Below are 13,801 nucleotides of genomic sequence, written 5' to 3'. Positions count from 1 at the left end.
GTTCAGTTACCATCCCTTCGGGAGCGGAATGGAAAACGTTGAAAATCAGGGGCCGTCCGAAGGTTTGGCCAATGCTGCGGCCGGAAGTTCTTCGTCCACGGTCGGTGCGACCTTGCGCCGGGCGCGTGAAGCTGCGGGGCTGACCCTCGCGCAGATCGCCGTCCAGACGAGAATTGCCGAGCGCCATCTCTCCGCCATCGAGGAAGACCGGCTGGGTGACCTTGCCGCGCGCACCTATGCGGTGGGCTTCTCGCGGACTTATGCCCGGGCATTGGGGCTGGACGAAAAGGCGATCGCCGAACAAGTGCGCCGCCAGCTCGATGCCGAGGGTGCGCGCGAACCGGTGGTGGTCCCGCATTTCGAGCCCGGCGATCCCGCCCGCGTTCCGTCGCTGCGCCTTGCCTGGGTTGCCGCGGCCGGCGCGATCGTGGTGATCGCGGTGCTGCTGGTGTTCTGGAGCAACTACCTCTCGCCGGAGGGCAAGCTGCCCGATCTCACCTCCGATACGCCCAGCGCCGCGCCCAGTGCCGCCGCGCCGCAGGTTCCGGCGCCCGCGCCGCAGCCGACGAACGGCCCGGTCGTGCTGACGGCCACGGTAGACGGCGTCTGGCTGCGCGTCACGGATACCACCGGCAAGCTGGTGGAAAAGACCCTGAAGCAGAACGAGAGCTGGACCGTGCCCCAGGGCGCGCAGGCGCCGCAGCTTCGGCTCGGCAGGCCGGACGGTCTGGCGATCACGGTCGGCGGCAAGGCCATCGCGCCGCTCGCCACCAAGCCGATGGTCATGTCCGGCGTTTCGCTGGTTCCGGCGGACCTGCTGGCGCGGGGCCAATCGGGGGCAGGCGCGCCTGCGCCGTCGGGAGCACCTGCTCCGGCAGCGCCCGCGACGGTCCCCACGGCCGGGGCTTCGGCTCCGGCGGCGCTTTCCACCACTTCCAACTGAGCCTGCCTCGACAAGGAGGCAGCGTTTGCGGCAATTCCGCCCGCAAGGCATTTCTGGTTAACACGCGGTTCCGTTTCTCCTGTCCATGGCGTCCCGGAACCCGAGAGGGCGCACGGCGCGCCCTGGCACGGAGTAGACTTGGCGATGAACCGTTTTTCCATGGAAGTGCGCCGGATGCGGCTGGCCGCAACGGCTGTCGTGGCCCTGGCGCTGGTCGGCGCGAGCATGCCGGCCCAGGCGCAGGACAATACCGGTGCCCGCCTGAACAAGGTGGAATCCGAAGTGCGCGCGCTGCAGCGCAAGGTTTTCCCGGGCGGTGACGGCAAGTTCTTCGAGCCCGAAATCAAGCCGGCCACGCCCACGCCCACGCCGGCCCCCGGCCAGCCCGCCTCGACGCCGATCAGCGACATGCTGCTGCGCATCGATGCCGTGGAAGGCCAGCTTCGCCAGCTGACCTCGCAAGTCGAGCAGAACACCAACCGCATCAACCAGCTTGAGGCCCGCCTGGCGGCGAGCGCTCCGGCGGCGGCGATGCCCGGTGCCATGGCGCCGGAGCAGGGCCAGCAGCCCGGATCGTTCTCGCCTTCTCCCGGCAAGGCACCGACGCCCGGCGCGACCCCGGCGCCCACGGCAACGCCCGTTGCCGCTACGCCCGCGCGCCCGGCCGGACCGTCGAATTCGCGGATCGAGGCCGTTCGCGCCATCGTCAAGCCGCAGACCGCCGATGCCGCGGATGACGAATACAGCTATGGCTACCGCCTGTGGGAAGCGAAGTTCTACCCCGAGGCGCAGCAGCAGCTGAAGCTCTACCTTGAGAAGTATCCCAAGCACGCCCGTTCGAGCTGGGGCCGCAACCTGCTTGGCCGCGCTTATCTGGACGATGGCAATCCGCTGGAGGCGGCCAAGTGGTTCGTCCAGAACTACCAGACCGACAAGCGCGGCGATCGCGCGCCGGACAGCCTGCTGTACCTTGCGGTGTCGATGAAGCAGCTCAAGGACAACAAGCGGGCCTGCATCGCGCTGGCCGAATTCAGCGAAACTTATGCCAGCGAGGCCGCCGGCCGCCTCAAGGGCACTTACGATTCCACGCGCAGTGGACTGGGCTGCGCCTGATCCCGAGCTGACGCCCGCGCCCGAAGCCGTCGAGCGGTTCCGGGTAGGGCTGTCGGCGCTCTGGCCCGAAGGCGTCGACGCGCCGGAGGCCCGGCTCGCCGTGGCGGTGTCGGGCGGGCCTGACAGCACGGCGCTGCTCCTGCTGGCCCAGGCGGCCCTGCCGGGGCGGGTGGAAGCGGCCACCGTCGACCATGGCCTTCGCCCCGAAAGCGGGCAGGAGGCGGACGATGTCGCCGCGCTCTGCCTCCGCCTGGGTGTCCCGCATGAAACGCTGAAGGTGTCGCTGGCGCCCGGCAATGTCCAGGCCGAGGCCCGCGCGGCGCGCTATGCGGCGCTGGCGGAGTGGATCGAGCGGCGCGGCCTTGCGGCTCTCTCTACCGCCCACCATGCCGACGACCAGGCCGAAACCCTGCTCATGCGCCTCAACCGCGCCAGCGGCGTGGCCGGGCTGGCCGGCGCGCGCAGCCGCGGCCATGTGCCGCTGACGGCGATACCACTGCTGCGCCCGGTGCTGGACTGGCGGCGCAGCGCGCTTGCCGAAGTCGTCGCGGGGATCGGCACGGTGCAGGACCCGAGCAATGCCAATGACCGTTTCGACCGCGTGCGCATCCGCAAGGCACTGGCCGGGGCCGACTGGCTGGACGTGGCTGCGATCGCGCGCAGTGCCGAACATCTCGCCGAAGCCGATGCCGCGCTGGACTGGATGGCAGCGCTCGAATGGCGCTCCTGCGTGAGCAAGGAGCCGATGGGCCTGCGCTATCGTCCCCAGGCCCCGCGCGCCGTCGCGCTGCGGGTGCTGGCGCGCTGCATCACCGAACTCGGCGGCGAGGAACCGCGCGGCAGCGCCGTGGCGCGCCTGCTGGAAAGCCTGCGCGAGGGACGCCCTGCTTCGATCGGCGATCTCGTGGTTCGCCCCAATGCCGGGGGCTGGAGTTTCGCCCGCGCGCCGGTTCGCGCGGCCCGCAAGACCAGGCCCTAGCGTCCCGGCCCTTGCGCCGCCCCAGGGCCGCAAGGGCATGTCCGGGCGGCGCTCTCGGTCCGCCGCTCCGCAAACCCGTGGCGTCGCGGCGCGAACGGGTATAAGGGCGCGCGGATGCTACGCTTGTCCGACCTTGCCCTGCCGCTCGACCATGCTCCCGAGGATCTCGATGCCGCCGTCTGCGCGCGGCTGGGTCTGGAGCCCGGCGAACTCGAGCGCGTCACCGTGGTGCGCCGCGGCAACGACGCGCGGCGCAAGAACGCGATCAAGCTGGTCTATACCCTCGACGTGGCGGTCAGGGACGAGGCGAAAGTCCTGGCCGCACACCACGGCGACCAGCACGTCCGCCTGACGCCGGACACCTCCTACAAGTTCGTCACGCATGCGCCCGCAGGCTTCGACGGCCCGCGCCCGGTGGTGATCGGGGCCGGGCCCTGCGGCCTGCTCGCGGCGCTGGTCCTGGCGCAGATGGGCTTCCGGCCGATCATCGTCGAACGCGGCAAGGCCGTGCGCGAGCGGACCAAGGACACGTTCGGCCTCTGGCGCCGCTCGGTGCTGGATACCGAGAGCAACGTGCAGTTCGGCGAGGGCGGCGCGGGCACGTTCTCGGACGGCAAGCTCTACAGCCGCATCAAGGACAGCCGCCACCTCGGCCGCAAGGTCCTGACCGAATTCGTGAAGGCCGGCGCGCCGGACGACATCCTCACCGAGGCCCATCCGCATATCGGCACGTTCCGTCTGGTGACGATGGTGATGTCCATGCGCGAGACCATCGAGCAACTCGGCGGCGAATATCGCTTCGGCACCCGTGTCGACGACTTCGAAGTCGAGGAGGGCGCGGACGGGGAACGCCGCATCACCGGCCTGCACCTCTCCACCGGGGAACTGCTGCCTGCAAGTCACGTCATCATGGCGGTGGGCCATTCGGCGCGCGACACTTTCGAAGTGCTGCACAAGTGCGGGGTCTATATCGAGGCCAAGCCCTTCGCGATCGGCGTTCGCATCGAGCACCCGCAAAGCTGGATCGACACCGCGCGCTACGGCGACAATGCGGGCAACAAGATCCTGGGGGCGGCGGCCTATTCGATCGCGCACAAGGCCTCGAACGGCCGCACGGTCTACAGCTTCTGCATGTGCCCGGGCGGGCGCGTGGTGGCGGCGGCCAGCGAGCCGGGCCGCGTCGTCACCAATGGCATGAGCCAGTATTCGCGCGCGGAATTCAATGCCAATTCCGGCCTCGTCGTCGATATCGATCCCGACAAGGACTATCCCGGAGACCCGCTGGCCGGCATCGCCTTCCAGCGCAAGTTCGAGGAGCTGGCCTACAAGGCGGGCGGCGAGAACTACAAGGCGCCGGGGCAGAAGCTGGGAGATTTCCTTGCGGACCGGCCTTCCACCGAATTCGGCGAAGTGATCCCAAGCTACCAGCCGGGCGTTCACCTCACCGAGTTGAAGACCTGCCTGCCGGACTTCGTCGTCGACGCCATCCGCGAGGCGTTGCCGGTCTTCGGACGGCAGGTGCCGGGTTACGACCATCCCGACGTGGTGATGACGGGCGTGGAGACGCGCACGTCCTCGCCGGTGCGAATCACCCGCGGCCGGGACCTGCAGAGCCTCAACACGCGTGGGCTCTATCCCGCGGGCGAGGGCGCGGGCTATGCCGGCGGCATCCTCTCGGCAGCGGTGGACGGCATCCGCGTGGCGGAGGCGCTCGCGCTGGAGCTGGCTCCGGTTGCGGCTGGGGATGGGGGCAAGACCGGCCAGTGATCCTTTCGCACCCGGCGCAGGAGCGGGCTTTCTCCAAGGCTCCCGCGATCCCCACTGCTCGTCCGCTGTCAGCCGAAAGGCCCATGCCTTGAAAGACGCCTACGACGCCATCGTCCTTGGCGCAGGGGCCGCCGGGCTGTTCTGTGCGGCCTCCGCCGGGCAGCGGGGCAAGCGCGTGCTGCTGCTCGACCATGCCGACCAGCCGGGCAAGAAGATCCTGATTTCAGGGGGCGGGCGGTGCAATTTCACCAATCTCGACACGGCGCCCGATCGCTATCTTTCCAGCAATCCGCACTTCGCCAAGTCGGCGCTGAGCCGCTACACACCGGCCGATTTCCTCGAAATGGTGGAGGCCTACGGCATCGCCTGGCACGAGAAGACGCTGGGCCAACTGTTTTGCGACGGATCGGCGCGGCAGATCGTCGACATGCTGCTGGAAGAATGCGCCAAGGGCGGGGTCGAGGTGAACTGCGGCGATGCCCTGGGTGAGATCGCCCATGCCGACGGCCTCTACCGCGTGGCCTTCGGCGGCCGCGTCGCCGAGGCTCCGGCGCTGGTGATCGCCACCGGCGGGCCTTCGATCCCGAAGATGGGCGCCACCGGCTTCGCCTACGATCTTGCACGGCAGTTCGGCCTCAAGGTCGTGCAGCCGCGCCCGGCCCTGGTACCGCTGACGCTGGCCGGGGACGAGGCGCTGTTTCGCGAGCTTTCGGGTGTTTCGACGGAAGTGATCGCGCGGGTCAGCGGCAAGGAGGCGGGGAAGGCGGCCTTCCGGGAAGCGGCGCTGTTCACCCATCGCGGGCTGTCCGGTCCGGCGATCCTGCAGATTTCGAGCTACTGGCAGCGCGGCCAGACGGTGACCACGCAGTTCATGCCCGGTCGGGCGGAAGGCTGGCTCAAGGACGCCAAGCGCGAACGCCCGCGCACTAGCTTGCGCAAGGTTCTGGCCGAGGCCTTGCCGGACCGCCTGGCGGAAGCGCTCTGCGAGAGGCTGGCCCTCCCCGGCGAACTCGGCGCCATGTCCGACAAGGCGCTGGGCGCCGCCGAAGCAAAGCTGGCGCGCTGGCCATTCGTGCCGGACGGTTCGGAAGGGTTCGCCAAGGCCGAAGTGACGGCGGGCGGGATCGATACCGGCGCGCTTTCGTCCAAGACCATGGAAGCGCGCAAGGTGCCGGGGCTCTACGTCATCGGCGAGGCGGCCGACGTGACGGGCTGGCTGGGCGGCTACAACTTCCAATGGGCCTGGGCGAGCGCTCGCGCCGCCGGACTGGCGCTCTAGCGGCCGGGGGAGTCTCTGGCGCGGGCCTGGCGAATTCTGCCCGGGCACCGCGTCACAGCGTCATCAGGATCTCGCGGCGGTTCGCGCCCTTCCAGGCCAGGGTGCGGTCCAGCAGGGCGATCGTGACGGCGCAGCCGGTGGCATCGTCGCCCTTGCCCGACATGGCCTCGCGCACTTTGTCATGGCTCAGACGAGTCGTGTCGACCACTTCGTCGATCAGTTCGCCGGGCACCATGGCGGTCCGCTCGCCGTGGTCCCGCGGGCGACCGAGCTTGCCGGTTTCCGCGAGGTGCGCCGCGAATTCGCGCTCTTTCCCGCGCAGTTCGGGCGGGACCGGGGTGATCCCGTCGAGCACGCCGGAATTGCGCAAGTGGATGCAGGCCGCATCGCTCTGCGCCCGTGCCGCGCGCAATTGGGCAAGGCGCAGGGTCATGGCGGTGTCTAGGTCTGCGCCCGGCAATTCGCGGCCATTGAGGAAGCTGCGGCCGCGCACGATCTCCACGGACTTGCGCACGACGGCGGACTGGTCCTGCCCGTTCTCCAGCAAGTCGCGCGCCTGCGCATTGAGCAGCCCGGCCAGTTCCGGCTGACGGTCCCATAGCCAGGACGGATCGTGACCTTCTCCGAAGGTTTCCTCGACGGCGGCCTGCATGGCGGCCCAGCTATCGTGCTCCAGCGTGGAGCGACGGCCCGAAGGGCTGTCCGCCAGTGCCAGTACGACCCCCAGGGCGATCACGCCCAGCAGCACCAGGAGACCGGCGGCGAAAGGATTGCCGCCCTCCCACGAGGCGACGCGTTCCGGCGCGAAATGGGTTTCCAGCTCGGGGAAGTTCTTGCGCACGCCGCGCAGCAGGCCGTCCACGTCGCCTTGCGCGGGCTTGCGGAGCATGCGGAACAGGCCGGCCTTGCCGGGTCGGGCCAACTCGTTCCACGCCTTGTGATAGCGATGGCCGGGCTGGAGCACGTTCTGCTGGAAGCGATAGCCCCGCAGGCGCGCGCCGAGGAAGGCGACGCCGGGGCGCGCGTCGTGAGCGGCCCATTCCCGTTCCCAGCCGAAGGCGGCATTGGCATCCTCCAGCAACGGCGCCGAGCGGGGCCATCCGCGGGCGAGGACTTCGGCCAGCCAGTCCTCGATCTGCTGGGCGCGGGTGATATGGGCCTGCGCGGCATCGTCCAGGATCTTGCGCAAGGCGCGCGTGGCTTGCCGTGCCTCGGTTTCGGAGAGCGGCTCGCTGGCTGCTGCGCTCTCGGGATCGAGCAGGATCGCCAGCCGCTCGGCAGGGCTTTCGCCGGGCCGCAGGCCCAGCGCATCGTCGGCGGCGTGGTTGCCCGGCAGGAAGGGCGCGGTGAACGGATCGATGGTGGTGAGCGGAATGCCCGCGCCGCTCACGCCCTCGCGCGCAGCGGCGGCGGCCCAGGCCATGCGGCCGAGCATGGTGGTGTCGTCCGGCTCGCCCGGGCGGGCGGCCAGCGGCTGGGCGCCGCTCCATTCGCCCGGCAGTTCCGGCGCGGCGTAAGTCCAGCGCGCGGGCGCTTCGGGAGAAGGTCCGAATTCCGGCTCGAACTCCGCATCCTCGTCGATCGGTTCCGGCTCTTCGGTCGCGGCGGCGGCCATGCCCCGCGCCAGGCGCAGCGCATGGTCGCGGGCCTCGCGAAGCTGCGCGAATCCTTCGACGTCCCGGTCCACGTCCATGGCCTTCAGCCGCGCGGCATAGGCCTTGCGGATGGCGGCGGTGTCGGCCGTCATGCCGATGCCGAGGATCGACCAGGGGGCGCTCATAAGGGGCTGCTCCCTTCGACTTCGTCCAGCCGGGCGGCGAGGACAGCGCGGGCATCGGCGATGCTTCGCGGGTCCTGGGTATCCAGCGCACCGGCGAACAGCGTGATCCAGTGCCCGATCGCCTGGCGGACGTCGCCGATGTGATCCTCGTAGCAGCGTTCGGCGCGGGCCATCAGCGCGACGTGAGCGGCATCCTCGCGGGGATGGAACTTGAGCCTGGCCAGGGCCGCGCGGCGCTCATCCAGTTCCTTGCGGCCGGGCCGGTCCTCCTCGTCGACGATGACGAGGTTGCGCTCGGTGCCGTTGACCGGGATGTGGACGTCGATCTCCAGCAGCCCGGAACTGTCGTAGGAGAAGCGCACTTCCGCCGAGACTTCGCCGGCCGGGCGCGGCGGCACGGGGATGGCGATGTGGCCCAGCTTGACGTTGCCGCGCACTTCGCGGGCTTCGCCCTGGTAGATGCCGAATTCCAGCGTCTTCTGGTTGTTGCCCAGAGTGGAATAGGTATTCACTCGCGAGACCGGCACCGGCGTATTGCGTTCGATCACCGGCGAGAACAGCCCGCGCTGCAAGCCGCCGTGGCCGTCCTGCTCCGCCACTTCGACGCCGAGCGTGAAGGGGCACACGTCAGTGATGCGGATCTCGTCCAGCGCGGCGTCGCGGCCCAGCAGCGCGGCCTGCATCGCCGCCCCCAGCGCGACGGCATGGTCGGGATGGACCGAGGCATTGGGGAACCGGCCGAACAGGCGGGTGATCGCCCGGCGTATCACCGGCATGCGCGTTGCCCCGCCGACCAGAACGATCTCGGAGAGTTCCGAAGCGTCGATCGCGCAGTCGCGCAAGGCCCGGACCACGGGTTCGCGCAGCCGGCGCAGCAGCGGTTCGCAGGCGCTCTCGAACTCGGCCTCGGTAATCGTGCCGGCGAGGCGTTCCTCGCCCAGAACTACCGCGAATTCCGCTTCGGGGGCTGTGGTCAGGGCGCGGCGGCAGCTCTCGGCCGCGCGTTTGAGCAGCGCCTCGCGCCGGTCGGCGGGCAAGGCGTCCAGCCTGGCTTCCGGATCGATGCGCGGCTTGGCGAAGGCTGCCAGGGCGTGGTCGAAATCGTCCCCGCCCAGCCGGTTGTCCCCGGCCGAGGCGCGCACTTCGACGATGCCGTCGAACATCTCGACCACCGAGACATCGAACGTCCCGCCGCCGAGGTCGAAGACGAGGAACGGCTCGCGGTCGCCCTTGTCCTGAAGGCCGAAGGCAAGAGCGGCGGCGGTCGGTTCGTTGATGAGGCGGCGCACGGTAAGCCCGGCCAGTTCGCCCGCACGGCGCGTCGCCTTGCGCTGGCGGTCGTTGAAGTAGGCGGGGACGGTGATGACGGCCTCGGTCGGGCGTTCGCCGGTCAGCGCCTCGACATCAGCGGCGAGCGCGCTCAGCACCAGCGCCGAGAGGTCCTCGGCAGCGTAGTCCTTGCCGCCGAGCCGGCTTCCCAGCCGGGCCGTGGCGGCGGTGCCCATCAGGCGCTTGAAGCTGGTGGCAGTATCCTGCGGATGCGCGGCAAGGCGGTCCAGCGCGGGACGGCCGATCCATGCCTGTCCGCCGGCTGCGACGGAGACGGCGGAAGGGGTCAGCAATTCGCCCAGGGCATTGGGCACGAGCACGGCTTCGCCGTCCTGCCAGATCGCCACGGCACTGTTCGTCGTCCCCAGATCGATCCCGATCAGCATCCCGCCGTGCCGCTCACTTCCCGGACCACCGAAAAAACCCCCTCATCTTCGCACTTTGTCCCGCCGGGCGTGATTCCACCGGCGAGGCAATCGTTGCCTAGAGCATTTTCGGCGCAGGTGGAATCACCAGAAGGCCGGGAAATGCCCAGGCAGGAAAAAGAGCGGGAAACGGGCGGATGGAGACGAAAGCCGGCGGCGATCAGCTCTGCGTGGTCTGGCGCACGACGAGGCGGGGCGGCATGACCAGGCTCTGGGTGGGCAGCCCTTCGATCCGGGCCCTGAGCTTTTCGACCAGCGCCCGCGCGCCCTCGGCGATTTCCTGACGGATGGTGGTGAGCGGCGGCGTGGTCTGCGCGGCCAGCGGCAGGTCGTCGAAACCGACGATCCGCACCTGTCCGGGAACCGCGCGGCCCATGTCGTGCAGGATGCGCAGGGCCGACATGGCAATGAGGTCCGACGCGGCGACAATACCGTCTATCGGGCCATCGATCGCGCGACCGGCCGTGGCGAGCGCCTGTTCGATCTGCGGTCCCATCGATTCGTCCGCCAGTTCGACCGGGAGATGGACGAAGGGCGCGCCGGCCGCCTCGGCCGAAATGGCGGCGCCGCGATAGCGGGTGGCGATCTCGATCCCGCCGGTCTGGCCCAGGAAGGCGAGATTGCGTGCGCCCGCAGCCAGCAGATGCTCCACGGCGATGCGGCCGCCCAGTTCGTTGTCAGTGCCGACCACGCAGTGGCTCTGGCCGCTGCGATAGTGGCCCCAGACGACCATGGGGCGGTAGGTCTGCGACACCCGTTCGATCACCGGGAACTGGTCCGACTGGCCGATGACGATGATCCCGTCGACCATGCCCGACCCGCTGAGACGCTCCAGCCAGTCCGTCGAGCCGTCCGGCATCGCGCGGCTGAGCATGACGTCGTAGCCGCTCTCGGTCAGTTCGTCTGCCAGATGGCCCAGCAGCGTCAGGAAGAACGGATCGGAGATGTGCTGGCGTTTTTCATGGCCGAGCGGAATGACCACGCCGATCACCCCGGTACGCCCGGTGCGCAGCTTGCTGGCCATCTGGTTCGGCTTGAATCCGTGCTGGCGGGCCAGCGCCTGGATGCGATCGCGCGTCTCGGCATTGACCAGGGCCTTGCCGGCCAGGGCGCGCGAGACGGTTCCTGCCGAAACGCCGGCGATGCGGGCGAGATCGGCCAGGGTGCGGACATGGCGGCGGTCGTCATGCCCAGCCCCGCCATGCCCAGCCCCGCCATGCAGGCCCCCTTCGCGCAGGCCACTCTCATTCGGCGCGGCTTCGGTCCCTTCAAGCGGGCCGGGCGCCGGCATGTCCATCAGCTGATCGTCGTTCCCCGCCATCCATCTTCCTTTTTCCGGCCGGCTAACTGTTCGAATCCCGCGGCGGAAACGGGTGGTCCGTTTGATATCTGTGTGTTCCACGCTGCGGCCGGCGCGGGGCGACTGCCAGAAGCGTCGCGCCTGCACCGGCCAGCATCAGGAACCCGGCCAGGACCAGCGCATTGCGCGGATCCGAAGCCAGCAGCGATTTATAGATCAATGGCATCGTCACCGTCTCGATCAACATGGGCGCCACGATTAAAATATTGAAAAGACCAACGTAGAGACCGGTCCGTTCGGGAGGGATCGCGCTGGCGAGAATGATGTAGGGATTTGCCATCATTCCGGCCCAGCCGAGGCCAAGCCCGATCATCAGCGGCGCCAGGGCGGCCATCGAATTGGCCTGGGGTATCAAGCACATGGCCATTCCCGAAGCGGCGAGGCAGGCCATGTGGATCCATGCCGCGCCGAATCGCCGCACGAGGGGGATGAGCGCCAGCGCCGCGGCGAAGGCGATGGCGTTGTAGAGTGCGCCGAGTTGCTGGGTCTCCAGGATCGCCGCGCGATAGGCGGGCGTGGCGGGGTCGGACGTGCCGTGGATCGAACGGGCCAGCGCGTCGGTTATGAACTGCCAGTAGACGAACATCGCATACCATTGGCAGAGCATCGAAGGCGCCAGCCGCCGCATCGGCGCCGGCATCTCCTGCAAGGCCGCGCCAAGCTCGCGCAGCAGCGCGCGCGGGGCGAGGGAGGTCGCGGTTTCGCGGCCGGTTTGCAGCGCGCCATCCGCTTCCGCAAGCGGCAGTTCCGGCACGCGCAGGAGCGACCACACCACGGTGGAAAGCGAGAGCACGGCGCCGATCGCGAAGGCCACGCGCACGATGGCGGGAATGCCGTTGGCGTCCAGCAGGTCACGGTCGATCGTGGCGGCCAGCAGCGAAGGCGCAAGGTAGGACAGTGTCTGGGCGAGGCCGGTGAAGGCGCTTTGCGTGAGAAAGCCGGTGGCCCGCTGCGCGGGACGCAGCCGGTCGGCCACATAGGCGCGGTAGGGCTCCATGGTCACGTTGTTGCCCGCGTCCAGCAACCAGAGCAGGGCCGCGGCCGCCCAGAGCGAGGGCGAATAGGGCATGGCGAGCAGGCACAGCGAGCAGATCACCGCGCCGATCAGGAAGTAGGGCGTGCGCCGCCCGAAGCGGGACCGGGTACGATCGCTCATCGCGCCGACCAGGGGTTGCACGATCAGCCCGGTCATCGGCCCGGCCAGCCAGAGCAGCGGCAGGATCGCCTCGGTAGCGCCGAGCGTGCGGTAGATTGGACTCATGTTGGCCTGTTGCAGGCCGAAGCTGAACTGGAGACCGAAGAAACCGAGGTTCATTTCGCAGATGCGCAGCAGCGAGAGTTCGGGCTTTGCGCCTGGCTTCATGGGCTCCTCCGAACTTGCGGCCGTGCCTCGTTCTATCGCGAAACCGGTGCGCTTCAAATCCGTCGATCTACCGCCCTGGCATGGGACCGGGGTTTTAGGGGCGATTTCCTAGGTTTAATTGCGGAATTGACGAAAAGTCACGGATACCCTGCAATCCATTGCTCGCTGCCGAGCCGTGAAGCTCCGAGTCAAAGTCCTCGATTGCAGGGATATTCGCGCATGCCCGAAACCGAACTGGCCCTCTCGCCGCTGCCGTGGACGGCCCGCGATCTCGCGCGGCTGGAAGCAGGCGCTTTCGACAGGGCGCCGCGGCTGGAGGACGCGGACGTCCGCCGCATTTCGCGCGATCTGGACGTCTGGGACGCCTGGCCGCTGGCCGATATCGATGGCACGCCGCGGCGTTGGCGCAGCGGCGAACTGTGGTTCGCACTCGCCGCTCCGGCCTTTGCCGACCCCGAGATGCGCCATGCCCACGCGCGCATCCACCACTTCCATCGCAAGGACGGACGCTTCCGCCATCTCGGCGCGACGTTCCCGGACGGGTTCACGCCCGGCAGCCGCGAATGGTCCGGTTCCGCCACGATAGAGGACGGGGTGGCGACACTGCGCTTCACCGCGGCGGGGCTGCGGGGGGAGCGCGATCCCTCGTTCCGTCAGCGCCTCTTTGCCAGCCGGGCGCGGCTGCCGGAGAGCGGAGGGGCCTTTGGAGACTGGTCCGAGCCGGAGGAAATCGTCGCGCCGGCGGACCTCCACTACATGACCCGGCACGAGGGCGGCGGCCGGGCCGGGGCGATCAAGGCCTTTCGCGATCCCAGCCTGTTCCGCGCGGCGGACGGCGCGCGCTACGTGCTGTTCACAGCCTCTTCGGCCGTGCGGCGCGGCGCCCATAACGGGGTGATCGGTCTGGCGCGGCAAGAGTCGGACGGCATGTTCGCCAAGCTACCGCCGCTGGTCGACGCGGCAGGCGTGAACAACGAACTGGAGCGGCCGCATATCGTGAGCCATGGGGGGCTCTGCTATCTCTTCTGGTCGACCCAGGCAGGTGTCTTCGCACCGGGTATCGCCGCGCCCACGGGGCTTTACGGGGCGGTTTCCACCGGGATCGGCGCGCCGTGGCGTCTGCTCAACGGGCACGGGCTGGTTTTCGCCAATCCCGAGGACGCGCCGTGGCAGGCCTATAGCTGGTGGGTGCTGCCAGACCTGCAAGTCGCCAGCTTCGTCGATTACCGGGGGCCGGGCGAAGGGCAGAAGCGGGGCAAACCTCGCGGGAGAGCGCACTTCGGGGGCACTTTCGCGCCCTTCCTCCAGCTTTGGCTGGACGGTGCCAGGGCCGGGCTCGGCTAGGCGGCAATTCCCTCCGCCGCCGAAGTGCAAATAAATCAATTTCGCACCGTTAAACGAATGTTGCGTGACAGGGAAATCACGTTACAACCTCGCCATGCCGACGAGACCGGCCGGTCGCT

General features: G+C 69.0%; 10 protein-coding genes. 6 read left to right on the top strand and 4 right to left on the bottom strand.

The window, feature by feature from the left end; all coding sequences use genetic code 11:
• The first annotated feature begins 28 nt into the window (after nt 1-28).
• The 5 genes from ACZ1J6_RS15340 (at nt 29) to ACZ1J6_RS15320 (ending at nt 6,081) form a co-directional block, all read left to right on the top strand.
• Nucleotides 29-943 (top strand): helix-turn-helix domain-containing protein, encoded by a 915-nt coding sequence (locus ACZ1J6_RS15340; protein ID WP_465127451.1) that lies wholly within the window; start codon nt 29-31, stop codon nt 941-943.
• A gap of 144 nt (nt 944-1,087) precedes the next feature.
• On the top strand, nt 1,088-2,056 hold the full coding sequence (locus ACZ1J6_RS15335; RefSeq protein WP_465127450.1) for a tetratricopeptide repeat protein: 969 nt from the start codon (nt 1,088-1,090) through the stop codon (nt 2,054-2,056).
• Complete coding sequence (gene tilS, locus ACZ1J6_RS15330; protein WP_465127449.1) at nt 2,037-3,035, top strand: tRNA lysidine(34) synthetase TilS; 999 nt, start codon at nt 2,037-2,039, stop codon at nt 3,033-3,035. The genes ACZ1J6_RS15335 and tilS overlap by 20 nt, the downstream gene beginning before the upstream one ends.
• A 114-nt stretch (nt 3,036-3,149) precedes the next feature.
• The gene (locus ACZ1J6_RS15325; RefSeq protein ID WP_465128240.1) at nt 3,150-4,802 is read left to right on the top strand and encodes an NAD(P)/FAD-dependent oxidoreductase; all 1,653 of its coding nucleotides are present in this window, start codon (nt 3,150-3,152) and stop codon (nt 4,800-4,802) included.
• Between the two features lie 88 nt (nt 4,803-4,890).
• On the top strand, nt 4,891-6,081 hold the full coding sequence (locus tag ACZ1J6_RS15320) for a BaiN/RdsA family NAD(P)/FAD-dependent oxidoreductase (protein ID WP_465128239.1): 1,191 nt from the start codon (nt 4,891-4,893) through the stop codon (nt 6,079-6,081).
• Between the two features lie 52 nt (nt 6,082-6,133).
• On the opposite strand, the gene ACZ1J6_RS15315 is transcribed toward ACZ1J6_RS15320, so the two are convergent.
• The 4 genes from ACZ1J6_RS15315 to ACZ1J6_RS15300 form a co-directional block, all read right to left on the bottom strand.
• Entirely contained in the window at nt 6,134-7,861 is a 1,728-nt protein-coding gene (locus ACZ1J6_RS15315) for a hypothetical protein (RefSeq protein WP_465128238.1), read from the bottom strand.
• Entirely contained in the window at nt 7,858-9,576 is a 1,719-nt protein-coding gene (locus ACZ1J6_RS15310) for an Hsp70 family protein (protein ID WP_465128237.1), read from the bottom strand. Before ACZ1J6_RS15310 ends, ACZ1J6_RS15315 begins: the two co-directional genes overlap by 4 nt.
• 199 nt (nt 9,577-9,775) lie before the next feature.
• The gene (locus ACZ1J6_RS15305) at nt 9,776-10,936 is read right to left on the bottom strand and encodes a LacI family DNA-binding transcriptional regulator (RefSeq protein ID WP_465128236.1); all 1,161 of its coding nucleotides are present in this window, start codon (nt 10,934-10,936) and stop codon (nt 9,776-9,778) included.
• A gap of 22 nt (nt 10,937-10,958) precedes the next feature.
• Nucleotides 10,959-12,338: an MFS transporter gene (locus ACZ1J6_RS15300; protein WP_465128235.1), complete on the bottom strand. Its 1,380-nt coding sequence runs from the start codon at nt 12,336-12,338 to the stop codon at nt 10,959-10,961.
• 219 nt (nt 12,339-12,557) lie between these two features.
• Here ACZ1J6_RS15300 and ACZ1J6_RS15295 point away from each other — a divergent pair, with 219 nt between their 5' ends.
• Nucleotides 12,558-13,682 carry a glycoside hydrolase family 68 protein gene (locus ACZ1J6_RS15295; protein WP_465128234.1) on the top strand — a complete coding sequence of 375 codons (1,125 nt, stop codon included), beginning with the start codon at nt 12,558-12,560 and terminating at the stop codon, nt 13,680-13,682.
• Nucleotides 13,683-13,801: the final 119 nt, after the last annotated feature.

The organism is Novosphingobium sp. BL-S-21 (genome assembly GCF_055521655.1).
The sequence above is the reverse complement of the archived record's forward strand: the minus strand, read 5'-3'. Positions and strand labels throughout refer to the sequence as shown.

Coding starts and splice junctions, on each gene's coding strand:
- ACZ1J6_RS15340 (WP_465127451.1), top strand. CDS start 29: ATGGAAAACGTTGAAAATCAGGGGCCGTCCGAAGGTTTGGCCAATGCT.
- ACZ1J6_RS15335 (WP_465127450.1), top strand. CDS start 1,088: ATGAACCGTTTTTCCATGGAAGTGCGCCGGATGCGGCTGGCCGCAACG.
- ACZ1J6_RS15325 (WP_465128240.1), top strand. CDS start 3,150: ATGCTACGCTTGTCCGACCTTGCCCTGCCGCTCGACCATGCTCCCGAG.
- ACZ1J6_RS15315 (WP_465128238.1), bottom strand. CDS start 7,861: ATGAGCGCCCCCTGGTCGATCCTCGGCATCGGCATGACGGCCGACACC.
- ACZ1J6_RS15310 (WP_465128237.1), bottom strand. CDS start 9,576: ATGCTGATCGGGATCGATCTGGGGACGACGAACAGTGCCGTGGCGATC.
- ACZ1J6_RS15305 (WP_465128236.1), bottom strand. CDS start 10,936: ATGGCGGGGAACGACGATCAGCTGATGGACATGCCGGCGCCCGGCCCG.
- ACZ1J6_RS15300 (WP_465128235.1), bottom strand. CDS start 12,338: ATGAAGCCAGGCGCAAAGCCCGAACTCTCGCTGCTGCGCATCTGCGAA.
- ACZ1J6_RS15295 (WP_465128234.1), top strand. CDS start 12,558: ATGCCCGAAACCGAACTGGCCCTCTCGCCGCTGCCGTGGACGGCCCGC.